Raw genomic sequence first — 24,678 nt, forward strand, 5'->3', positions numbered from 1 at the left:
TCGGTACAGTGGATATCCCTGTTTTTCATAATTTCCCCCTAGATTGTTTTTTATTTTCTATAATTATATTATACTTCTAATTCAATTTATATAATAGGGACTTTAGTCCCTAATGACTATAAATATAGCGTTATTTGTATATATATAAATAAAAAACACACAATCTTCACACAATTTTTCTAAAATGTTTTGTATATTGTATGTTAAAATATAAGTTAATAGGTTTAATTATTTTTATAAACTATAGGACTTATTAAACAATAAATGGAGGTGTTACATTTGTCAAAGAGAATATATCTTGTTGAAGATGAAATAAGCTTAAATCTTTTGCTCGAAAAATACCTACAGCGAGAAGGTTATGAAGTAACTACCTTTTTTAATGGTAATTCTGCAATAGCAAGAATACTTGACATGCCTGATCTTTGGATACTAGATATAATGCTTCCAGATATTGATGGATATCAAATAATAAAAGCTATTAAAGCTAACAATAAAAATACACCCGTTATCTTTATGTCTGCCAGAAATGAAGAACTTGATCGTGTTGTAGGCCTGGAGCTAGGCAGCGAGGATTATTTGTCAAAACCATTTTTACCTCGCGAGCTTATTATTAGAACAAATAAACTTTTAGAGAGAATATCTGGAATAGATAAAGAGGCGTCCACCGGTACTTGTTTAAATATAGGTGGATATAGCATTAACAAGAAACAAAGAACGATTTTCCTGGGCAGCGAAGAGGTTATACTTACTAACAAAGAATTTGAACTACTTTATTATTTTATTGAAAACAAAAATAACTTAGTGTCTAGAGAACAAATATTAGATACTGTATGGGGCGATGACTACTTCGGTTCAGATAGAGTAGTTGATGACACTTTAAGGAGAATCAGAAAGAAGGTAGATAGATTCACCATAGAAACTGTATATGGATATGGCTATAAATTGGTGTATAAATCATGAACAAAGTAAAATTCAAGTTCAAATCACTAACTATGAGAATATGGACTACTTTCACAATCATAATACTTATAATAATTTTTAGTATTTCATTTTTCTATCTAGTTGCTATTAGAACAATAAATGAGAAAGCTAAAATTGAAGATCTGAAGGTATCTCATGATGTTTTAATAACAAATAATAATTTTACAGAGCCAAATAGATTTGATGAACTGAAGAATTTAAAAGGTAGCGATCATTATATTGTAAATATAGTTGGAAATAATAAACCTGAAATTATATATATAAATAAAAGTCGTGGATTACCACTAAAAGATTCTACTGCTCCTAATAATTTTAATGATTCTAAATTGCCTTTTAATTTAAATAATAATGAAGTTAAAATATGGATGTCTAGTTTCATTACACCTGCGACTCTTGTTGAAAAACAATTTAAAGAGTCCTACAATAATAAGGAATTTATTTTCATAATAAGTTCAATAAAGTATGGAGAAACTGGGAGTTCATATTTAATTACTTATATGCCTGATGTGCAAGATAATAGTTTACTCTATATCATGCTAATTATAGGCATTGTATTTATAGCTATTGGTTTTCTGACTGCTAAACTCATTGCAAATTATATCTCAAAACCCCTTAAGGAACTTGAAAATTATACTGTTAGAATAGCCAATAAAGATTGGGAGGAACCTATAAAAGTTAAAAATGAAGACGAGATTGGAATCCTTGCAAACTCAATGAATTTAATGCAAAAGGAATTAAAACGTGCAGATGAGGAAGAAAAAATGTTTTTGCAAAGTATATCTCACGATTTAAAAACACCTATTATGATAATTATGAGCCATGCCGCTGCTATTATTGATGGTGTGTATGTTGAATCAGTCGAGAAAAACGCTGAGATAATAAGAGATGAGGCTTTAAGTCTCGAAAAAAAAGTTAAGCAGATGTTATATTTAAATACACTTGATTATGTTTTAGAAAATAACAGTGAGGATATTGAAATCAATTTACATCGTTTACTCTTTCATATCATAAATAGATTTAAAGTAATTAATAGTAATGTTGATTGGGATATATCTATTGAACAGGCGATTATAATAGGAAACGTAGATAAAATACAGGTTTCTATTGAGAACATATTAGATAATAGCCTTAGATATGCTAATAGTAAAATTTGTGTAACCCTAAAAAACGAAGGGGATTTTGCATTAATAGATATATATAATGATGGCCCTAACATTCCGAGAGAACATCTTTCAAATATCTTTGATAATTTCTATAAAGATAAAACTGGGAATTTTGGTCTTGGTCTTGCAATCAGCAAAAAAATTATAAAATTTTATAATGGAGAAATAGATGCTATAAACAGAGATAATGGTGTTTCTTTTTTAATTAAATATCGTGTTTAAAGTTTTAAAAGGCAATCAACTAAATATGTTGGTTGCCTTTTGCTTTCTACTCTCACATAAAGTTCACATAATATTTTGATACTGATGCTACAATTGCAACATATAATTTATATTATGTTAAATTTTATAAAATCAAAGTGAGCAACATAAACATTACATTTACAGGGGGTAAATAATGAAAAGTAAAATGATTAAAGCAATAATTATAGGTATAGTTGTGATTGTAATTGGAACTGGTAGTTACGTAGGGTACAATAAAATATTCAAGGCACAGGAGCAGCTTATGCTGGTACAACTGCAACGCTGTCATCCACTAATAATAGTACTATATCAGGTTTAACTGTTAAAGTTGGAGATACGGTAACCGCTAATCAAAAACTTTTTGTTTCCTCAAGTTCTGATATTACAAAATCAGCAACCACTGCAACAAGAAATTTGACAAAGGCAAAAACACAACTTACAAATGATAAAAGTGATCTTACTGCAGCAAAAGCGCAACTCGTAACAGATCAAAATGCTCTTAATGTAGCAAAGGCACAACTTGCAACTGATGAAATTGCCGCTAAAGCTATCACAATAAACGCAGTTTCAGCCGACGCAGCATCTGATGATAAATCCATAAGTGATGCTGCAAGCAAAATAGCAGTTGATGAAAAAGCAATAAGCGATGCTACTACTAAAATCTCAAATGACCAAAAATCAATAACTGATGCTACAAGTAAAATATCCGATGATAATTATTCTATCACGGATGCTACTGCTGAGCTTTCAGACGCGAATGATGCAGTAGCAGCTATGACTATAACATCTCCTATAGGTGGACTTGTAACAGCTATGAGTATTGCTAACGGAAACACGACGCAAGGTAGTGAGTCTTCACTTACTGTATCAGATATGAGTTCAATGAAAGTTAATGTAGCTGTGGATGAGTTAGATATTTCATCTGTTAAAATTGGACAGGAAGCCACTATTAAATTCGATGCATTACCTGATAAAACTTACACTGGAACTGTTGAGTTAGTATCACAGACAGGTGTCACTAACAATAATATAACAACATACGATGTTGTTGTAAGTGTTAGTGACCCAACAGGAATAAGACTTGGCATGAATGCGAATGTAATAATTGCAATACAAAGTAATGACAACGCAATCGTAATACCCTCAGAAGCTTTAATTGAGACTAATGATAAAAAATTTGTAAGAGTCCAAGATACTGCAAGTACAAATAGCGAACAAAAGAATAGCACTGCTTTAGCAGAATCTGATAGTAAATTAGTAGAAATTACAACAGGCATTGAAACCGAGGACTATATTGAAGTTACAAAAGGAGTTACATCGGGACAAGCATTATTAGTTCAGTTAGCTTCAAGTAGTAGTAGCACTACTACTCAAGGTGGTATGGGTGGCTTTCAAAGGTCAGGCAGTGGTGAAAGACCAACTGGTGGTCAAAATCCAAGTGGTGGTAAGGCAAGCAGTAAAACTACTAAATAATATAGTTTTCAATACAAGGAGGGTAATGTATGCCAGAAATATCAAATAATGAATACTTGATTGAAATGACTAATGTAGAAAAAGTATATAAAATGGGAAATAGTACTTTCAAAGCTATAGAAAATGTAAATTTGACAATAGCTAAAGGTGAATATGTAGCAATTGTTGGGCCCTCAGGTGCAGGCAAATCTACGCTTATGAATATTATTGGGTGCCTTGACAATGCCTCAGCGGGAGAATACTTCTTAGATGGCGTAGACACAAAATGTAGCGACAATAAACTTGCTGAAATAAGAAATAAAAAAATAGGGTTTATTTTTCAAAATTATAATTTGATTTCAAAACTTAGTATATTGGATAATGTATTATTGCCACTTTTATATTTGGGATATACTCATAAAGTAGCAAAAGAAAAAGCAAAAAAACAATTAGAGATTGTAGGGCTTGGAACCCATATAAAACACAAACCAACAGAATTATCCGGTGGACAAATGCAGAGGGTTGCAATTTCTAGGGCTCTAGTTACAAATCCGCAAATCATATTAGCAGATGAACCAACTGGTGCACTTGACAGTAAATCTGGAGATGAAGTGCTTAAAATGCTAGATGATTTAAATAATGAAGGGAATACAATTGTAATGATTACTCATGATAGAGACATAGCTTCACATGCAAAACGAATAATTACAGTTAGAGACGGCCTCATAACTTCTGATGAAATGAATTACAAAGAGGTGATAACATGAGAATATCACAATTATTAAAAATAGCATTTTATTCAGTGTGGACGAACAAAATACGATCATTTCTTACAATGCTTGGAATCATCATCGGTATATCCTCCGTAATTATTCTTGTGGGAATGGGTCAAGGTGCAGAAAAGGAGATTAGTGATCAAATAAGCAGTTTAGGAACCAATCTTATAACAGTTTCTCTTAAACAAGATGCTACCATTGATGATGAAGACTTAAAAGAAATTGAATCTAAACCAGGTATAAAATTAGTAGCACCACAAATTTCATCAGCCGATGTAAATGTAAAAGCGGGAAGTAAATCTAGTACTACATCAATAGAAGCATCAACTGCCAGTTACGGTGAAATAAAAAGTTATAGCATTAGTTCTGGTAGGTTTATAACTGATAGAGATGTTGAAAATAGATATAATGTACTTGTAATCGGAACTGAAACTGCAAACAATATTTTTGGTACTACAAATGTTGTTTCTGAGACAATGTATGTTAACGGAATTCAGTTTAAAATTGTGGGGGTTCTAAAATCTGCCGGAACATCAACTACTGGCAGTAGTGATGACAAAATAATACTTCCAATATCAACCGCACAAAGAATACTTAAAAAATCTAATATAAATACCTATTATATTGAAGCTGAAAGTCAAGAAAAAATAGATACAGCCATGTCATATCTTAAAATGTTCTTAAATAAAAAGTATGGCATTAATAATTTAGCCATTAGTACTACTACAGATACTTATTATAGGGTGCTAAGTCAGACAAGTTTACTTGAAACTGCTACTTCCACTACTAAAAGTTTGAGTAATATGTTAAGTGGAGTTGCAGCTATATCGCTTTTAGTTGGTGGAATTGGAATTATGAACATAATGCTTGTTTCAGTTATTGAAAGAACTAAGGAAATCGGAACAAGAAAAGCAATTGGAGCTAAAAGAAGAGCTATACTAGCACAGTTTTTAATTGAAGCAGCAATTGTAAGTGGTGTTGGAGGGCTTTTAGGAGTACTCTTCGGCTATGCCGGGGCCTATATTGGCAAAACATTCTTTGCAACATCTATTGTAATTTCTAGCAATATAGTAATTGGTGCTTTCGCATTCTCAGTCCTTGTAGGACTAATCTTCGGAATTTACCCTGCTAATAAAGCATCAAAATTGAATCCAATAGCGGCATTAAGATTCGAATAAGAATACTGGAGGTAAATAGTGAAAAGTAAAATGAATAAAACAATAATAATAGGTATCGTAATAATTGTAATTGCTGTTGGTGGTTATGCAGGATATACTAAGTTTTTCAATACATCTAACCAAGTTGATTCAACTGGTGTGAAATCCAAGTTAAATCAACGAGATCCAGCTGTAATGACAACGGCTTATTCAGCTGTGCTTAATGAATTAGTTACAGAAAAAACTATAACGCAAGCACAGTCTGACAAGGTTCTTTCAGCAGTTACAGAAAATATGCAAGGTGGTGGTGGCTCACTACCTGTTGATGAACAAAAACCAACCGGCTCAGGCTCTGTTGATAAACAAAATCCAAATGACGCAACACAAACAGATAGAGCAAACCCTAAAAATGATAGATTAAGTGAACTCGTTACTAGCGAAGTAATCACTCAGTTGCAAGCTGATACAATAAATCAAAAGCTTCAAGATGCTATGAAAATTACTCAGAGTACAACCACAAAATAATAATAATAATAATAATAATAATAATAATAATAATAATAAAAGGATAGACACATTTAATGAGCCTATCCTTTTATGTCATTTGGTTCATAATATAATTTTAATAAAATGTGCTTTTTTATAATCATAACTTTTTTTATAAGTCGCATTAAGTTGATTAAATGTATGTTGCGATATACGAGGTTCTCTATTACCATAAATTTCTACAAACGAAGTTACCATTGCAGAATGAAAAATAATATTATTATAATTTTCGTAAAATATTAAATCTCCAATTTCAAGGTCTCTTATATCTTCTACTTCTCGCCCTTTAATTCTATTTATGTTTTGGTTTGTTTTTAAATACCAGTATAGGGAATGAGCAACAGCCCAGCATATTGAAGCTCTACCCGATTTCATGTCATACCACCAAGGTCTATATTTATTATAATCCATGGGTGCTCCCCCTGCATTTAAACACTGAGAGACAAAGTTCGTACAGTCTCCCCCCCCCTCATCTATAGATTTATAATACTTATATTCATTGTTTGGCACAAGCGCATATTTGATAGAATAATTTGCAGCTGCTACTCTGTTATATTTATTTGGCATAAAATTACTCCTTAAAAATTCTCATCTAAATATATTATTCTATATGTTTTTATTGTTTACAATAAATTATATTCAAAAAAATTTATATTTCTTTATATTTTTCGCCATAAAAACTGTTTTTTTTTAATATTTACATTTTCTACACATTTTATTCATTAAATTGTCACATTTTTATGTTATAATTTAATTATAGGTTAATTATAGGTTAATTAATCATTAAAGCAAAGTCCCCCTTTACTTTAATATAAAAGCTGTGAAGTAACTCTTCACAGCTTTTCCTTTGTTTTCAGGTAAACTAAGTTTTTTATTATTTTATAGAATAAAGTTAACGCATTATAAATAAATGTGGTTGTTGTAGATGATCCTGAACAATTCTAAGCGCTTCACCGAATCTTTGATAATGAACAACTTCTCTTTCACGTAGAAACTTTAAAGGTTCTATTACATCTGGGTCATCAGCCATATTAATTAGATATTCATAGGTAGCCCTTGCCTTCTGTTCTGCAGCTAAATTCTCAGTAAGATCTACAATTGGATCTCCTTTAGATTGAAAACCTACAGCTGAAAATGGAACACCTGATGCGTCTACAGGGTATATTCCTCTACCATGGTCAGCATAGTAGCCACTCATTCCGCCCTTTTTAATTTCCTCAAGAGTTGCACATTTCATTAACTGCCTAACCATAGTACCAACCATTTCTAAATGAGCCAATTCTTCCGTGCCTATATCATTGCATGTTGCTATAGCTTGGGGTGTAATCATAGAAAATCGCTGACTTAAGTACCTTAATGATGCACCTAGCTCGCCATCTGGTCCACCATATTGAGTTATAATAATTTTTGCCATTTCTGGATTAGGAGTTATAATTTTCACCGGATATTCTAAGAATTTATCGTATGTCCACATAAATTATACTTCCTCCTTTTCAAACATAAAATTAGCTTCATTTTCCCAAGGCCATGGTTCTTCTTTCCATTGCCATGGGTATGGGCTTAAGGAGTCAAGTTGAGTTAACATCCCGAATTTCTTCTCATAATTTTCTTTTAATTCTCTCCATTGCATGACATAATGATTATACTCTACAATAGTTTCTCTCTCCATTGGATGAGTATTAAGGAACAATGCTAAATCTACCATCATAAATCTTGTAGCACTAATCTGTTTTAACATTTCCATTTCCAGTCCATTCATTTCCTTTTTCATTAGATTCGCTCCTTATTACTTGTTTCCATTTGACATGGTCTACTTTTTTTGTTCTCACCTTTGTAGGGACTGAAGAGTTCTGGGAAAGCAGTTCCTCTCATGAGTGCATCAACTGGTGTAAAAAGAGCACATATATTTTGAAATGGAACATATGCAGCAGCCAATCTAACATTTTCAATTACTGTTTCTTGTGGTATGCAATTACTCATTGATTGGTTATCGGATAATTTATTTTTCATTTCATCCTTTTTCAATTTAGACCTCCGTAAAATATTTGTTACACAATATAATATGCAAGTTTTAAAAAAGGTGATTATAATTTAATATAAAAGCTGTGAAGTAACTCTTCACAGCTTTTCCTTTTTTTATAGATATATTGTTTTTAAATCAACCTATTTTTATACTGGTCATAGACATTGAACTATGTTGTATTCCTTTATATATAAAATTAACTTCATCTGATTCTTCTTGAAGTCCAGCTATATAAAGCAAAGGTAAATAATGTTCTTTGGTAGGCACAGATAATTCAGAGCTTTTACTTAGTTTTTCATAGGAAATAATATTATCATGCATCTTATCCACTATAGCTTCTGAAATATAGTTATCAAATTCAGATGCCCATTCAAAGGGCTCTGCATCCATCTCATAATTCATCATTCTTAAGTTATGAACTATGTCTCCGCTCCCTATTATTAGAATCCCCTTATCTCGGAGCACAGATAGTTTTCTTCCAAGGTTATAATGATATTTCTCATCACCCAATATATTTAAACTCATTTGAAATACCGGGATATCGGCTTTAGGGTACATATGAGTTAGTACAGACCATGCACCATGGTCTAGCCCCCATTTTTCAGTTAGCATAACATTCGAATCCGCAAGTTCTCTTGCAACCATTTCAGCATACTTTTGGGAGCCTGTCGGATTATATTTCACATCATAGAGTTCCTGAGGAAACCCATAAAAATCATAGATTTGTTCAGGTGCATTAGATGCCGTAATTAAGGTACCTTCGGTTTCCCAGTGGGCTGAAATAACTAAAATTGCTTGTGGCTTTGGTATATTTTCTACTGATTTACAAATAGCTTCCGTATATGAATTGTTCAAAATTGCATTCATAGGACTACCATGTCCAATAAATAACACTGGCATTTTTTTATTCATTTATAATTACACCTCCTTAGTTAGAGAAAATAATATTCTTTATAAAAAGACCAGTGAAAAGCAATTTTAGCTTTCCATGGTCTTTTTACTTGAGTTTTATATTTATATTATATGGATAATGTATATTTCAACTATAGTGTCTCAAAAAATATTATTCCTTATTCCTAATATATTTAAGACTTATACTTGGATTACTAGTTTTTGTTGATCTAATCTCAAATTGATTTAGAGATGCTACAAAAGGCGTAAGCTTTGTATATCCATAATTTCTAGTATCGAAATCTGGATACCTCTTATTAAGAGTGCTTCCTAATTCTCCTAAAAATGCCCAACCGTCTTCATCTGATATTTCAGTTATAATAGTTTTAATAGCTTCCGCTAATTTATGTGAACTTGTCATGCTAAGTTTTGTATCTTCTTGTATTGGTGCTCCTTTAACATAAACAGTCGCATCATGTTTTGTTGCCATTGAAGCTAAAACTTCAAGATATTTGAATTTCTCACAAGCTGCGATGAAAGGTGTAGGAGTTTTTCTTTCTCCCATTCCAATAACATACATACCAGCTTCACGAAGGCGAGCTGCAAGTTTAGTAAAATCACTGTCACTAGACACAATGCAAAACCCATCCACATTATTAGAATATAATATATCCATGGCATCAATTATAAGTGCTGCATCCGTTGAATTTTTACCGGTAGTATAGCTATATTGCTGTATTGGACTAATAGAATAATTAAGTAATACACTCTTCCATGACGATAATTGAGGCTTTGTCCAATCTCCATATATTCTTTTATATGTAGGCGTTCCATGATTAGAAATCTCATCAATTATAAATTTTATATATTTATCAGATACATTGTCAGCATCAATAAGTACTGCAATTTTTTTATCCTTCTCCATCTTTTTCTCCTTTACACTTAGTCTATTTTACATTAATTATATTATCCACTTATTCAAAATAAAATACTCTATTATAACATTCTACACATTTACAAATATCCCTTCTTTGTTTGTAAAATTACTCCCTCCATTAGACTTCGGTGCTATCTTGTTGCTGGTGCTTTATTATAAGCTTTGTTAAGAAAAGTTTTATTATCCCCGCAATAGGCACAGATATGAGCATTCCTAGTATTCCTGCTAATGTGCCACCAATGGTTATGGCCATAATTACAAATATCGGATTAAGCCCCATACTATTCCCTACAATTTTTGGTGATATAACTGCACCATCAAGCTGTTGAACAGCAAGAAGTAGAAGCACTGCCCAAAGAGCCATCATAGGATTTGGACTAAGTAGACCAATAATAATTGCTGGAATACAACCAATTATTGGGCCAACATAAGGTATAACATTAGCTATCCCTGCAGTAAAACCAATAAGAAAAGCAAAATCAAGGCCCATAATGGTGAGTCCAATACTACTAATTAGTCCAATTATTAAACCAACAAGTAGTTGACCTCTTATAAACTTCGACATAATGTCATTAATTTCAAAGGCAGTTTTATTAAGCTTCTTTAATTTGTCTTCCTTCATTATAATTCTCATGGAACTCATATATAACTTTTTAAAATACTCATAATCCTTTAATAAATAGAAAGAAATAAATATTCCAATAAAACTATTTAAAATGCTGCTTCCGAGTCCCGTAAATAATTTGATTATACTATCTATAGAAACTGATAAATAAGGTGATATCTGGCCTATAGCTTTTGATAAATACCCTTTTACGTCCCCTGAAAGTCCACTTTCCGTAATCTTTATATTAATGTAATCAAATAATTCACTATAACGCTTTACATAAGCACCGATAGTAGTAAACATAGCTGAGAGTGTTTTATTGTCGCTAATTTGCCCGCCAATCATTGCATAAATACTATAAATAAGTAAAACGAATAAAAAAATCACTACTATATATGTTAGTATAATACTTAATAAATGAGGCTTATATTTAACTTTTAGACGATCAACAAGAACTGCATTTAAAAACTTTGATAATGGATATAGCAAATAAGCAATTATAATGCCGATAATAAGAGGTGAAATTATTGAAAGTAAAGTTCCTATCCCACTATATACACCACGCAGAAGCTCTCCAAAATGAAAGACTACGTTATAACTAATAAAAACTAAAGTTGCTGAAAGGGTAGCATATAAGACAAGTTTAAGATATTTTTTATCAAATCTGGTTTGCATAATTAATTTTCTCCTCGCATAATTTTATTTAAAAATTTTTGTTATACCTGAATACGCTGTTAAATACATCATTGGTGGATAGTACATTAAAAAATCAAGTATTTCCCCAAGCTTAGTTTCATTGGTGCAATCCTCAATATCTATAATTAAGTGATCTGAACTACTGCCCACAATTTTAACACCTTGTTTTTGTGGAATTAGCTTATCATGTGATCCAAAATCCTGTTTTCCAATGGCAAGTAGTGCTCTTTTCCTTGTTCCACTATCCGCGTATGATGGTGTATTTCCAAAAGCATCGATAAATATTTTTCCAATAGGATGAGTAGGTTTATTCTTTATTTCCACAACCTGCGCTTTTAGCACAAAAGTATCCTTATGCATATGTTTCATATCATATCCCCAATATACTTCTAAATCCTGTGCTAATAGTGCTCCTTCACCTATTCTTAAGTTGTTTACTCTTTTAGGCATTTCCCCATCTATTACTAGTGGTAATGAGCTTGTGGCTCCTCCCGAAATCATGTCCAGTTTTCTCTTTATTTTACTTTCAATTATTTCTGCAATAGCGCAAAGTCTTCCTAGATTATCCTCTGTAGGTTTTATTGAACCATAACAACCTAAATTGGTCCCTACTCCATATAACTCAACATTTTTAAGATTATTTTCCACATATACTGCTAATCTTATAAATTCTTCCTCATCCATAACTCCTTCTCTTAAATCTCCCAAGTCAAGCATTAAAACCACCTTATGTGTTTTACCTTGCATTTCACATTCACTTTCTATTCTATTCAATGTTTCCAGTTCAGAATTTAGACTAATAGAAGCAAATTTCACCAAGTCTTCTATTTCACAAAACATTGGAATTCTAATCATCATAAATGGTTTATCAATCCCATATTCCGCTAGCTTAATTATTTGATCCATTCTTGAACTCGCTATATAGCTACATCCAGCTCTCACAAATTGTTCTACAATCTCTGGTATTCCATTGAATCCCTTGACTACCCCTGCCACACTTATTCCCTGTGATTTGCATAAGTCAACCATATATTTAATATTTTCATGTACCTTATTTAAATTTATTTCAAGTATTGGATATTTGTTATTCGAACGAGTTTTTTGCTCCATTCTCTTTTCATCCCTTCCTATTTCAAATTAACATATTAATATTATATCCCATAAGAGGAATAATTTAAACAGACTTATTTTTAATAGTTGGCATGATAATTGCTCTATTATTCGTATAAAGAATATATAGGAGGTATAGAATGAAAGAAGTAGTTATTGTAAGTGCAGTTAGAACAGCAATAGGAAGTTACGGCGGACAATTTAAAGACATATCTGCAGTTGATCTTGGAGTAACCGCAGTTAAAGAAGCATTAGTTCGTGCTAATGTTAAACCCGATCAAGTTGATGATGTTTATTTTGGATGTATCCTCCAGGCAGGTCTTGGACAAGGTGTTGCAAGACAGGTAGCAATGAAGGCAGGTATTCCATTCACTGTTCCAGCAGTAACAATTAACATGCTTTGCGGTTCTGGTATGAAGACAGTGAATATTGGGGCACAAACAATAATGACCGGCGAAAATGATATAGTTGTTGTTGGTGGAACAGAAAGCATGAGCAGGTCTCCTTACCTTTTAAATAATTCAAGATTCGGTATTAGACTTGGAAATGACACTGTTGTAGACTCTGTGGTTTATGACGCATTAACGGATGTATTCAATGATTATCATATGGGAATTACAGCTGAAAATATTGCTGAAAAGTATTCAATAACAAGAGAAGAGCAGGATGAATTTGCAGTCTTGAGCCAGAATAAGGCAGAAATAGCTATGAATGAAGGTAAATTTAAAGATGAGATAGTTCCTGTTGTTATTCCTCAAAGAAAGGGAGATCCAAAAGTAATCGATAGGGATGAATTTCCTAAAGCTGGAGTAACTTTAGCAAGCGTTAGCAAGGTTAGACCAGCTTTCAAAAAAGATGGTACTGTAACAGCTGCAAATGCTTCAGGTATCAATGATGGTGCAGCTGCACTTGTTCTTATGTCAAAGGAAAAAGCCGATGAAATGGGAATAACCCCACTTGCAACTTTGGTTTCCTTTGCAAGTGCCGGAGTTGATCCTTCATTAATGGGTATAGGACCAGTTCCAGCATCACTAAAAGCATTGAAAATGGCTAACCTTACTATCGATGATATGGACCTTATTGAAGCTAATGAAGCTTTTGCAGCACAGTCATTGGCAGTTGGAAAAGATCTTAAGTGGGATATGAAAAAAGTTAATGTTAATGGCGGTGCCATAGCTTTAGGCCATCCTGTAGGCGCATCAGGAGCCAGAATTTTGGTTACACTTCTTTATGAAATGAAGAAAAGAGATTCCAAACTAGGCCTTGCAACACTTTGCATCGGTGGTGGAATGGGCACCACTGTTATAGTTAAAAGGTAAATTATTTCAAAATTAAAAATTTAACATAAATTAAAGGATCCCTTGGGGTCCTTTTTTTATTATTATCTTTTAATTTCTTTCATTTAATAGTATCATGAAGATATTAATACAGTTTATTCTAAGAATTCTGAATTATAAAAAGGATGTGAAGGTGTGTCAAATATCAAAAAAGATGAATATTTAAAACTAAACTTTTTCAACGACGAACACAATGATATAGCTGAATTCACTCCTGAATTAAAATTTATGTTTAATTTATATAAAAAGATATTTGATAAATTGTATAACTGGATGGTTGTTGTGGATCCCGAAGGCTACATAATAATGATGACAAAAAGTTATTGTAAATTTGTAGGGGTTACTCAGGAATATGCTGTTGGAATGCACGTGACAGAAATAATTGAAAATACTAGGATGCATATAGTGGCTAAAACTGAGCAAAAGGAAATCGGTTCTATTCAAGAAATTAAAGGCAACATGATGATTGCTGATAGAATTCCACTATATATTGATAATAAGCTAATCGGTGCCGTTGGGTCTGTTATATTCAGAGATTTAAGTGAATTGGACTCATATATTAAAGGTGTACAGCATATGGAAAAACAACTTGACTTTTATAAGAAAGAACTTCAAAAGGCTTTGGGTGGAAATTTCACATTTGATAATATAGTAGGCGAAAGCCCTGCAATAATGAAAATCAAGGATCTAGCAATAAAAGTTAGTTCATCAAAATCTAATGTGCTACTTCTTGGTGAAAGTGGAACAGGAAAAGAACTTTTTGCCCATGCTATTCATAATCAAAGTGATCGACGCCAGTACCCAATAATCAAAATAAATTGTGGTTCTATACCTTCAGAACTCTTTGAATCAGAGCTTTTCGGCTATGAAGCCGGGGCTTTTACTGGAGCTAAAAAAGGTGGTAAACCTGGAAAGTTTGAGCTTGCTAATAAAAGCACTATATTCTTAGATGAAATTGGTGACCTCCCTCTTCCAATGCAAGTAAAGCTTCTCAGAGTTATACAAGAAAGAGAAATTGAAAGAATAGGCGCTATAAAGAGTCAGAAAATAGACGTAAGAATAATAGCAGCTACTAATAGGAATCTTAAGGAAATGATTAATGAAAACACTTTTAGAGAAGACCTCTATTACAGACTAAATGTTATAAATATTAAAATCCCGTCTCTTCGAGATAGAAGAGATGATATACCCCTACTTGCAAAGTATCTAATGAAAAAAATATCATCTGAAATGGAAAGCCACGTAACTGATATTTCGGATGAAGCACTACTGGCACTATCATTATACGACTGGCCGGGAAATATCAGAGAGCTGGAAAATTTAATAGAAAGGGCTTTAAATCTTGTTGATAAACAGGCAATTATTGAAACTAGCCATCTTCCCTTCTTTATAACAGAGGGACTATTAACTAATCCCCCTATTGGCAATTTAAAAATAGTTCCTATTAATATTAATGGTACATTAAAGAGCATGAATAAGGTTCTAGAAAAAAAAGCAATAAAGTCGGCCATGGAGGAATTTAACGGTAATAAATTAAGAGTAGCAAAAAAACTTGATATAAGTAGAACCAGTCTGTATGAAAAATTAAAAATTTACAATTTATAATTTATAAAATGTTCACAATATGTACACTGTCCATATTGTGAACATTTTTCTTTAAGTTCTTCTGGACTGTTGTAGACTATACGTTTAATGTAACCGTTTAAAGATAAGTGTAAACAATACTGTTCATATTGTTTACACTTATCTTTTTTTCTGAATTTAAGAATATAATCTAAATTGAAAACTTTAAGGTAATTCCATGCTTTATTTAAAATTTTCTTCTTCATTTTATTATTTTGAATATTGGCATGTAATTTGCTAATACTAATAAGTGTACACCAATCGAAAGGAGGAATACCATTGGTAAAGTTTCTAACCGCAGCTGAAGCTGTAAAACGAATCGACTCTGGTAATTGTATTGCAACATCAGGATTTGTAGGAAATGCCGTTCCTGAAGAATTAGAAATAGCTCTTGAAAATAGGTTTACTGAAACTAGCGAGCCTAGAAACTTAACTTTAGTTTATGCCGCAGGACAAGGTGATGGTAAGGAAAGAGGTTTAAATCATCTTGGACACGAAGGTCTTCTTAAACGTGTTATAGGGGGACATTGGAATCTAGTCCCTAAGATACAAAAACTTGCAATGGAAAATCTTATTGAAGCTTACTGTTTACCACAAGGCGCCATATCTCAACTATACAGAGATATAGCCGCAAAAAGAGCTGGCAACATAACCAAAGTTGGTTTGAAAACCTTCGTAGATCCAAGGGTTGAAGGTGGAAAGTTAAATTCGGTTACTACAGAAGATATCATCGAAGTAATCGACATTTTAGGCGAAGAATATTTAATCTACAAATACTTTCCTATTGATATCGCATTTATTCGCGGAACTTATGCTGATGAAAATGGAAACGTAACCATGGAAAAAGAAGCGGGAACATTAGAAGTATTATCTATGGCTCAAGCTGTATATAATTCTGGTGGTAAGGTAATAATACAAGTAGAGAAGGTTGTTAAAGCCGGAACACTTGACGCAAGAATGGTTAAAATACCTGGCATATATGTAGATACAATAGTTGAAGTTGCCGATATGAAAAACCATATGATGACTTTTAGCGAAGCATTTAACCCTAGTTATGTAGGCGATATAAAAATTCCCGTAAACTCAGTAAAACCTCTTGAACTTGATGAACGAAAAGTTATTTCAAGAAGAGCTGCTATGGAGCTTGTTCCAAGTGCAATTATCAATTTAGGTATTGGTATGCCTGAAGGTGTTGCAATTGTAGCAAACGAAGAAAATATTGATGGATTAATGCTTACTGTAGAACCAGGCCCTATAGGAGGTATTCCTGCAGGTGGATTGAGTTTTGGTGCTGCAATAAATGCTGAAGCAATAATTGATCAACCCTATCAGTTTGATTTTTATGATGGTGGCGGACTTGATGTAGCTTATCTAGGACTTGCTCAATGCGACAAAGTAGGTAATATCAATGTCAGTAAATTTGGTACAAGAATAGCAGGTGCAGGTGGATTCATAAATATTACACAAAACGCCAAAAAGGTTATCTTCTGTGGAACCTTTACTGCCAGCAAATTGCAACTATCTATTAGTGATGGTAAGTTAAACATAATAAGTGAAGGTAAACTGAAGAAGTTTATTAATAATGTAGAACAAATAACCTTTAGTGGAGAATATGCAAAAGATATCAAACAGGAAGTTTTATATATTACAGAAAGAGCGGTATTTGAACTTAGCGATAAAGGTCTTATATTAACCGAAATTGCTCCAGGTGTGGATCTTCAAAAGGATGTTCTAGACCAAATGGATTTTGAACCAATAATCAGTCCTGATTTAAAAATTATGGACGAACGAATATTCAAACCAGAAAAAATGCTACTCACAATATAACATAGGAATTTAAAACTAATATAATAAACATAAGGAGGACTTATCATGTTAGGAATTATAGGTATTATTATTTCTTTAGCACTATTAATGTTTTTGGCTTACAAAGGAATTTCTGTTCTTATCTTAGCTCCAGTTTTAGCTATTTTAGCTGTTTTGTTTCAAACTGGTCAATCCCATATATTAGCTAACTATACTGAAGTTTTCATGGTGAATTTTGCAGGATATGTTAAGGCATATTTCCCAGTATTCTTACTAGGAGCAATATTTGGTAAAATAATGGATGACTCGGGAGCTGCTAAATCTATAGCTTATGCTATTAGTAGTAAACTTGGGAAAAACAAAGCAATACTTGCTGTAGTTTTATCTTGTGCAATATTAACATATGGTGGAGTTTCATTATTTGTAGTTGCATTTGCAGTATACCCTATCGCAGCTGCACTATTTAGAGATGCTGATATTCCAAAAAGATTATTGCCTGCATCTATTGCACTTGGTGCATTTACATTTACTATGACGGCACTACCAGGAACCCCACAAATACAAAATGCTATTCCAATGCCGTTCTTTGGAACAACTGTATATGCAGCGCCAATAATAGGACTTATAGGTGCATCGGTAATGTTCGGTGGCGGTATGTTCTGGCTTACAAGAAGATCAAACAAAGCTAAGGCAGCTGGTGAAGGATATGGTGATCATAAAGGTGAAAATATCAAATTAGTAGATCAATCTAAATTACCTAAATTCACAGCATCCATAGTACCAATACTTTTAGTACTAATTGTTAACTATATTCTAGGTAAAAATGTTTTTGCTAATATGGATGGTTCATACTTAAAAGATTTCGGAAACATTAGTCCATCCGCAGTAATAGGTATATGGAGTTTAATTGCATCATTAGTTGTTTCTATAATTGTTAGTGTAATTCTATTTTGGAAAAATTTTGACAGTGTTAAGGACACACTTAATAAAGGAGCTTTAGGTTCACTACTTGCAATTGCAAATACTGCATCAGAAGTTGGTTATGGAAATGTTATTAAAACACTTGCAGCATTTGCTGTTCTTCAAGCCGGGATACTTGCTATACCAGGAACACCTCTTATTTCACTAGCAGCATCCACTAGTATTCTTGCAGGTATAACAGGTTCAGCATCAGGTGGTATGAGTATCGCTCTTGGGATATTAGGTGAAACTTATTTGCAAAAGGCTCAAGTCCTGGGAATAAATCCACAAGTACTTCATAGAATAGCTGCAATGGCATGCGGCGGACTTGATACACTTCCACATAATGGTGCCGTAATAACTTTATTAGGTATAACAGGTCTAAATCATAAACAATCATATGCTGATATAGGCATGGTTACACTTGTTATTCCCCTTATAGCTGTAGCAGTATCTATTCTATTTGCATCTATGGGAGTTGTATAAAAACAAATTACTTTAATGAAAAAGCTTCGGAAAATTTTCCGAAGCTTTTTATTCGTTCACAATCTTAATCTCTTTTAACAACTTTTTAATAATAATTTTTCAGCATCCATGACAGACAGCGGTTTACTATAGTAATATCCTTGTATATAGTCACATTCATTTTCTTTAAGTATTGAGAGCTGATGCTCAGTCTCTACCCCTTCTGCAACAACTTTTAAGTCCATACCATGAGCCATTCGAATTATATTTTCAATTAGTGATTTATTTTGTATATTTGAAGTTATATCATCTATAAAGGATTTATCAATCTTTAAAGTAGAGATTGGAATTTTCATTAGATAATTAAGTGAAGAATAACCAGTACCAAAATCATCTAGTGCAACCCTTACACCCATATTCATCAGTTCTTTTAGTATCTTTACATTAGCTTCAAGCGACTCCATAAGCACTGTTTCAGTAATTTCAAGTTCAACAATATTTGGATTAATCCCTGTATTTTCAAAAACACCTTTAACAGTTTCTAAAAAATCTATCTGATGCATGTCCACTGTCGAAACATTGATACTTATACTCTTGAATTTATAGCCTGCATGAAGCCATTCGACGCTTTTCCGGCAAGCTTCATTGAGTACCCATCTGTCCATTTGCATAATATACCCTGATTCTTCTGCTATAGGGATAAATTCTACAGGAGATACAAAACCCAGCTCCACACTATTTAATCTGAGTAGAGCTTCAAACCCAAATATCTCATTTGTCTTTGTATCAAACTGAGGCTGGTAATGGATACTTAGCTCATTATTTTCAATTGCATTTCGAAGTATTCTATCAATACATGTTTTTCTTTCTAATTTCAGATACATTTCTTCATCAAACCTGGCAAATTGATTCTTACCTAATTCTTTTGCTTTATACATGGCTGAATCAGCATTTTTCAAAATAGTACTTGTGTCATTTCCATCCTTTGGATAAAGCGCCACCCCAATACTTGCTGTAATATACATTTGTTTATTATCAATTTCAAAAGACCTATTAAATAAAGCTAATAATGCTTTTGCGTAAGATTCTACTTCATCTTTTTCATTACACGGATGAAGAAGTATAAATTCATCTCCCCCTAGTCTACATATAGTATCTTTTTCATTTATTAAGATTTCCATTTTCTTTGCTAGAAATACTAATAGTTTGTCCCCATAATCATGCCCCATAGTATCATTGATATTTTTAAAATTGTCTAAATCTATAAAAAATACAGCTCCCTTTGAATTTTGGAGCTTTGCAGTTTTCAATTGTTCTTTTAGTTTATCCATGAAAAAAGTTCTATTGGGAAGCTTTGTAAGATCATCATAATAAGCCATAAACTTAATTTTCTCTTCTGCGTTTTTTCTATCTGTAATATCTGTAATAGAACCTGCAATCTTAACTGCTTTACCATCTGAGTCTCTTATTGCCTTGCCTCGATTGGATACCCATATATAGGTACCATCATTTATTTTAATTCTAAATTCAGATTTATAAATAGGAGTTATATTGTTAATATGCTTTTTTAAATCATTTAGAACTGCAACCCTATCTTCTAAGTGAACAAAGTTTTTAATAAAAGCTTTTGTACTAAAATTTTCAGTTGGTTTATAACCCGTAATTTCAAATATTTTGTCAGAGGCGAAAAAAACGTCTAATTTTATATCAAATTCCCAAATTGCATCATTTGAACCATCTAAAGCAAGTTGATATCTTTCATCGCTAATTGTTAATGCTTCTTCATTATGTTGAAGTTCTTCATACTGAGCTCTGAGCTCTTCCTCTGTTGCTGTTAATTCTTCGTGTACTGCTGATAGTTCCTCATAGGTAGAACTAATTCTTTTTATCATCACATTAAATCTAGCCCCTAATTCTCCAAATTCATCATTAGTGTGAATGTCTTTAGCTCTAACTTCATAATCACCATTTTCAACTTCTCGCATTAGAGATGTTAACTGTGTAATTGGCTTTGTTATGTGTTTTGTCATAATAGATGTAAGAAATATACTAACTAATAAAACTACAAAGGTTACTATAGCTATATAAACATCAGTTTTATTTACCCAGGAAATAAGCTCACTTTTGGGTACAACTGCTGCAATTTTCCAGCCTGTGGTAGGTGAAGAATATACATTAACTAATACCTCACTACCATCAATAACTGTTTCAAACACTGCGTTACTCTCAGTAAGAATCTTATCATAATCTTTAATAGCATACTCTATATTCTTAAAATTCAAGTTAGAATTTGGGTGAGCAAGAATTGTACCATCTTTTGAAAAAAGAAAAGCATAACCTGTATCTCTCATTTTAATATTACTTATTATATTAGATAATTTTTCTAAACTTACATCAAGTCCCATTACTCCTATAACACTTCCATATTCATCTTTGATAGTTGATGAAGCACTTATTATTAATGACTTATTTTCATCAGAAGAAATATATGGTTCGGAGATTACTACCTCATCTGGTTTAGCTAAAGCACCCGTATACCACGGTCTTACTCTAGGGTCATAGCTAGTAACATCTGGCCCATCTGGCCACCGGATAAAACCTCCCCACTTTGTTCCAAGATAAACGTATTCAGCATCACTATGAGTTGCCCCATAGTTTTCAAATTTTTTATAAATGTTGCTTTCTATGCCAGGTATTTGTTTTGAGTATTTTTTAGCCGATTCATTTTTGGACATGTTAAACAATGCCAGTATTGATTCGTCAGCTTTTTTTATCTCCTCAGAAGATGATAAATAACTATTATTATCTTTTATTTGTTTGAACATATTGGAAAAAGTATTATCTACTTGCTCCATTTGCCTTTCCGTATCAGAATACATATCATTCTTTAACGTAGTATATATATGTTTATGAGTTATTACTGCTATAGTAATAGTAGTAAATAATACAACTACTACAAAATATAAAAATAATTTCCATCTAAAAGTAATTTTCATAAAAAAAACTCCCTTAATGTGTAGGTTTTTAAAATCATTAGTTTATGTAAATATTGCTCGAATATAGTATATCTTATTTGATAAATTCCAACAAGTTTTAATTAAAAGGTGCCACCCAATTGGCAAGTGGCATGCACTTGCCAATTGGATGGCACTTAAAGTTCTCCTTTTAATCCGATTTCCTCTGCAACACTACGCATACCCTTTATTGTTTCAGAAAGTATATTACTTATATCCATTCCCATTCTTTCTGACCCTAAAAGAACAATATCTCTATTAACACCTGCTGCAAAACTTCTCTGATTAAATTTCTTTTTAACTGACTTTACTTCTAAATCCAATATGCTCTTGCTTGGTCTCATAAGCGCATTTGCTGTTATAAGCCCAGTAAGTTCATCAATTGTATACAAGATGTTCTCCATTTTATGTGTTGGTTCTACATCCGTACACATTCCCCATCCGTGGCTCATCACTGCATGTATGTATTCCTCTGGGTAGCCCTCTGCCTCTAATATCTCCTTTGCTTTATCACAATGTTCACTGGGATACTTTTCATAATCTAAATCATGAAGAAGCCCAACTATACCCCATTTCTCTACATCTTCACTATTTAGCTTGGCAAAATGTCTCATAACTGCCTCAACCGATAGTCCATGTTTTATCAAACTGTCAGTCTTATTGTACTTTTTTAACAACTCAAAAGCCTGTTCTCTATTAGGAGTTATTTTTTCCATAAGTAAAACCTTCTTTCTTTTATTTAATTATCTTATTTTACCATAAGTTATAGATAAATTATAGCACACTATAATATGCTATAATAAGCCTATTGAAAATACATATTCAAAATATATAAAAAGAAGGAAAATATAATATGAATAAATTATTATTTAAGGCAAGTTATCTTACTTACAAAGCCAATTTAAGTTATGATAACATAAAAATTAAACAAGGCAAGATTAATTTTATTGTTGGAGAAAGTGGCTGTGGTAAAAGCACTTTTTTAAAGTTATTAAATAAGTCCATAAATCCAGTTTCTGGCGAATTATTATATAATGGTACAGCTCTTAGTGAATATGATCCTATTTCTCTAAGACGTGAGGTCAGTCTAGTTTCTGCAGATCCTTTCCTCTTTGATGAGAGCATTTTAGATAATTTTAAAAAGTTTTATGCGTTAAGAGAATTACCCATGCCTAATAGTGATTATATAAGTTACATTACTCAGCTTTGCTGTGTAAATGTGCCTCTAGACCAAAGTGCCTCTACTCTTTCTAGTGGCGAACGTCAAAGAGTTTATATAGCTATTTTTCTATCATTATGCCCAAAAGTTATATTACTGGACGAGCCAACTTCAGCATTAGATGAAAAAAACAGCCACAAAGTTATGAGGAATATAATAAACTTCTGCAAAGATAAAAATATCGATGTTGTAATTGTAAGCCACGATAAAAATATTGTGGAAGAATTCTGTGAAAATAAAATTGAAATAATTAAGGAGTTTTAGATATGCAAGGAGCAGTTACACTAAATATTTTTAAGTTTTCGCTTATTTATTTACTATTAATTATAGTACTTATAATAATGAAAAAATCAAAGGTTAATCAAACAAAGCTTCTTTTAATTGCAAGTATAAGGATGTCAGTTCAGCTTATAATGGTAGGTTATATACTCCAATATGTATTTAGTAATCCAAAACCTATATTTACAATAATATTTTTAATACTTATGCTAATATTTTCTATTCATAGAGTAATTAAAAGCAAAAAAGACTTAAACCTAAAGTTTAAAATCGCAATTGGATCTTCTTTGACCTTCTCAGGTCTCTTCGTTTTAGTTTTTTTTGTCACTGTAGTTGTTAATAAATCCATATTCAATCCTCAATACACTATTCCACTGGCTGGAATGATTATAGGTAATGCTATGACCGGAGTAAACATTGCAATAAAAACCTTTATGGATGATTTAAGCAAAGAAAAAAGTAAAATTAGTACACTACTAAATTTAGGAGTGGAACCTAAAGATATTTTGCAACCTTTTGCAAATAACGCACTACAAACCGCCTTAATTCCCACCATAAATTCCATGCTTGGAATGGGTATAATCTTTTTACCAGGAATGATGACAGGGCAAATATTATCAGGAACACTACCTACCACTGCAATTATGTACCAAATAGCCATTATGATTGCAATTTGTACTTCTGTTTGTATTACAGTCTTCTTGTCTTTAAACCTTGGATATAAGTCTTTATACAATGATAAGAAGCAATTCATAGTGTGGACAGAGACTTAGATTAGATTAAACATATTAGAGAAAATTTAAATGGTGCCACCCACATGCCACTTGCCACGTGGGTGGCACTGTTTTATTTAGTTACCCATTCATGATGAAATATTCCCTCTTTGTCAGTTCTCTCAAATGTGTGAGCACCAAAATAATCTCTTTGTGCTTGCAGTAAGTTTGCTGGAAGTTTCTCACTTCTATAGCTGTCATAATACATTATTGCACTAGATAACCCCTGCGCTGGAACACCTAAATTCACAGCTGTGGATACTACGTATCGTAAGTCCTTTTGGTAACTCTGAAGGATATTCTTAAAATATGAGTCTAACATTAGATTTTTAATACTAGCATCTTTTACGTAAGCTTCGCTTATCTTATTAAGGAACTGAGCTCGAATAATACACCCACCTCTAAATATTTTAGCAATTTCTCCATATTTAAGATTCCAACTATACTCCTCTGCTGCAGCTTTCATAAGTTCAAATCCTTGTGCATATGCACATATTTTACTTGCATAAAGAGCTTTTCTTACAGATTCTATGAACTCGTTTATATCTCCCTTAAATTCTGTACCAGGTCCTTTTAAAATATCACTTGCCATTACTCGTTCATTTTTAAGTGAAGAAATG

At 32.4% G+C, this 24,678-nt stretch carries 23 protein-coding genes and 1 pseudogene; 13 read left to right on the forward strand and 11 right to left on the reverse strand.

The genetic code is table 11. The features are described 5' to 3' along the window. Positions 1-279 precede the first annotated feature (279 nt). From JJD95_RS07670 to JJD95_RS07700, 7 genes are all read left to right on the forward strand, one after another. Complete coding sequence (locus JJD95_RS07670; RefSeq protein WP_291641984.1) at positions 280-960, forward strand: response regulator transcription factor; 681 nt, start codon at positions 280-282, stop codon at positions 958-960. Beyond that, entirely contained in the window at positions 957-2,366 is a 1,410-nt protein-coding gene (locus JJD95_RS07675; protein ID WP_291641986.1) for a HAMP domain-containing sensor histidine kinase, read from the forward strand. The genes JJD95_RS07670 and JJD95_RS07675 overlap by 4 nt, the downstream gene beginning before the upstream one ends. A gap of 175 nt (positions 2,367-2,541) precedes the next feature. Continuing rightward, positions 2,542-2,706 carry a hypothetical protein gene (locus JJD95_RS07680; protein ID WP_291641988.1) on the forward strand — a complete coding sequence of 55 codons (165 nt, stop codon included), beginning with the start codon at positions 2,542-2,544 and terminating at the stop codon, positions 2,704-2,706. 95 nt (positions 2,707-2,801) lie between these two features. Beyond that, positions 2,802-3,860 (forward strand): efflux RND transporter periplasmic adaptor subunit, encoded by a 1,059-nt coding sequence (locus JJD95_RS07685; RefSeq protein ID WP_367114790.1) that lies wholly within the window; start codon positions 2,802-2,804, stop codon positions 3,858-3,860. A gap of 29 nt (positions 3,861-3,889) precedes the next feature. Then, entirely contained in the window at positions 3,890-4,606 is a 717-nt protein-coding gene (locus JJD95_RS07690; RefSeq protein WP_291641990.1) for an ABC transporter ATP-binding protein, read from the forward strand. After that, positions 4,603-5,793 carry an ABC transporter permease gene (locus JJD95_RS07695; RefSeq protein WP_291641992.1) on the forward strand — a complete coding sequence of 397 codons (1,191 nt, stop codon included), beginning with the start codon at positions 4,603-4,605 and terminating at the stop codon, positions 5,791-5,793. The genes JJD95_RS07690 and JJD95_RS07695 overlap by 4 nt, the downstream gene beginning before the upstream one ends. 18 nt (positions 5,794-5,811) lie before the next feature. Then, positions 5,812-6,297 (forward strand): hypothetical protein, encoded by a 486-nt coding sequence (locus tag JJD95_RS07700; protein ID WP_291641994.1) that lies wholly within the window; start codon positions 5,812-5,814, stop codon positions 6,295-6,297. 84 nt (positions 6,298-6,381) lie between these two features. Here the strand turns inward: JJD95_RS07700 and JJD95_RS07705 are convergent, their stop codons facing one another. From JJD95_RS07705 to JJD95_RS07740, 8 genes are all read right to left on the reverse strand, one after another. After that, positions 6,382-6,885, reverse strand: coding sequence for an amidase domain-containing protein (locus tag JJD95_RS07705; protein ID WP_291641996.1), 504 nt, complete (start codon positions 6,883-6,885; stop codon positions 6,382-6,384). A 325-nt stretch (positions 6,886-7,210) separates the two neighbouring features. Beyond that, on the reverse strand, positions 7,211-7,792 hold the full coding sequence (locus tag JJD95_RS07710) for a manganese catalase family protein (protein WP_291641998.1): 582 nt from the start codon (positions 7,790-7,792) through the stop codon (positions 7,211-7,213). Between the two features lie 3 nt (positions 7,793-7,795). Next, the gene (locus JJD95_RS07715; protein ID WP_291641999.1) at positions 7,796-8,089 is read right to left on the reverse strand and encodes a spore coat protein CotJB; all 294 of its coding nucleotides are present in this window, start codon (positions 8,087-8,089) and stop codon (positions 7,796-7,798) included. Continuing rightward, on the reverse strand, positions 8,089-8,343 hold the full coding sequence (locus JJD95_RS07720) for a spore coat associated protein CotJA (RefSeq protein ID WP_291642001.1): 255 nt from the start codon (positions 8,341-8,343) through the stop codon (positions 8,089-8,091). The genes JJD95_RS07715 and JJD95_RS07720 overlap by 1 nt, the downstream gene beginning before the upstream one ends. Positions 8,344-8,476: 133 nt before the next feature. Then, complete coding sequence (ygiD, locus tag JJD95_RS07725; RefSeq protein ID WP_291642003.1) at positions 8,477-9,253, reverse strand: 4,5-DOPA dioxygenase extradiol; 777 nt, start codon at positions 9,251-9,253, stop codon at positions 8,477-8,479. A gap of 151 nt (positions 9,254-9,404) precedes the next feature. After that, on the reverse strand, positions 9,405-10,157 hold the full coding sequence (locus tag JJD95_RS07730) for an NYN domain-containing protein (RefSeq protein ID WP_291642005.1): 753 nt from the start codon (positions 10,155-10,157) through the stop codon (positions 9,405-9,407). Between the two features lie 130 nt (positions 10,158-10,287). Then, on the reverse strand, positions 10,288-11,451 hold the full coding sequence (locus JJD95_RS07735) for an AI-2E family transporter (RefSeq protein ID WP_291642007.1): 1,164 nt from the start codon (positions 11,449-11,451) through the stop codon (positions 10,288-10,290). A gap of 24 nt (positions 11,452-11,475) precedes the next feature. Next, positions 11,476-12,582, reverse strand: coding sequence for an alanine/ornithine racemase family PLP-dependent enzyme (locus JJD95_RS07740; protein WP_291642009.1), 1,107 nt, complete (start codon positions 12,580-12,582; stop codon positions 11,476-11,478). A 140-nt stretch (positions 12,583-12,722) separates the two neighbouring features. Between JJD95_RS07740 and JJD95_RS07745 the strand changes: the two genes are divergently transcribed. From JJD95_RS07745 to JJD95_RS07760, 4 genes are all read left to right on the forward strand, one after another. Beyond that, on the forward strand, positions 12,723-13,901 hold the full coding sequence (locus JJD95_RS07745) for an acetyl-CoA C-acetyltransferase (RefSeq protein ID WP_291642011.1): 1,179 nt from the start codon (positions 12,723-12,725) through the stop codon (positions 13,899-13,901). A 153-nt stretch (positions 13,902-14,054) separates the two neighbouring features. After that, complete coding sequence (locus tag JJD95_RS07750; RefSeq protein WP_291642013.1) at positions 14,055-15,524, forward strand: sigma 54-interacting transcriptional regulator; 1,470 nt, start codon at positions 14,055-14,057, stop codon at positions 15,522-15,524. A gap of 297 nt (positions 15,525-15,821) precedes the next feature. Further along, positions 15,822-17,369 carry an acyl CoA:acetate/3-ketoacid CoA transferase gene (locus tag JJD95_RS07755; RefSeq protein ID WP_291642015.1) on the forward strand — a complete coding sequence of 516 codons (1,548 nt, stop codon included), beginning with the start codon at positions 15,822-15,824 and terminating at the stop codon, positions 17,367-17,369. Between the two features lie 45 nt (positions 17,370-17,414). Next, the gene (locus JJD95_RS07760; RefSeq protein ID WP_291642017.1) at positions 17,415-18,794 is read left to right on the forward strand and encodes a GntP family permease; all 1,380 of its coding nucleotides are present in this window, start codon (positions 17,415-17,417) and stop codon (positions 18,792-18,794) included. A 74-nt stretch (positions 18,795-18,868) separates the two neighbouring features. On the opposite strand, the gene JJD95_RS07765 is transcribed toward JJD95_RS07760, so the two are convergent. Beyond that, positions 18,869-21,769 (reverse strand): EAL domain-containing protein, encoded by a 2,901-nt coding sequence (locus tag JJD95_RS07765; protein ID WP_291642019.1) that lies wholly within the window; start codon positions 21,767-21,769, stop codon positions 18,869-18,871. 155 nt (positions 21,770-21,924) lie between these two features. Next, positions 21,925-22,503, reverse strand: coding sequence for an HD domain-containing protein (locus tag JJD95_RS07770; RefSeq protein WP_291642021.1), 579 nt, complete (start codon positions 22,501-22,503; stop codon positions 21,925-21,927). A gap of 137 nt (positions 22,504-22,640) precedes the next feature. On the opposite strand from JJD95_RS07770, the gene JJD95_RS07775 reads away from it, so the two are divergent. After that, a complete protein-coding gene (locus JJD95_RS07775; RefSeq protein ID WP_291642023.1) occupies positions 22,641-23,270 on the forward strand; it encodes an energy-coupling factor ABC transporter ATP-binding protein in 630 nt (209 codons plus the stop codon). 2 nt (positions 23,271-23,272) lie between these two features. Next, on the forward strand, positions 23,273-24,058 hold the full coding sequence (fetB, locus tag JJD95_RS07780; RefSeq protein WP_291642024.1) for an iron export ABC transporter permease subunit FetB: 786 nt from the start codon (positions 23,273-23,275) through the stop codon (positions 24,056-24,058). Positions 24,059-24,131: 73 nt separating this feature from the next. Here the strand turns inward: fetB and JJD95_RS07785 are convergent. After that, a pseudogene (locus tag JJD95_RS07785) lies at positions 24,132-24,678 on the reverse strand (NADP-dependent phosphogluconate dehydrogenase); the annotation flags it as partial.

This window comes from Clostridium sp. (assembly GCF_016650035.1).
Lineage (GTDB): Bacteria > Bacillota > Clostridia > Clostridiales > Clostridiaceae > Clostridium_AD.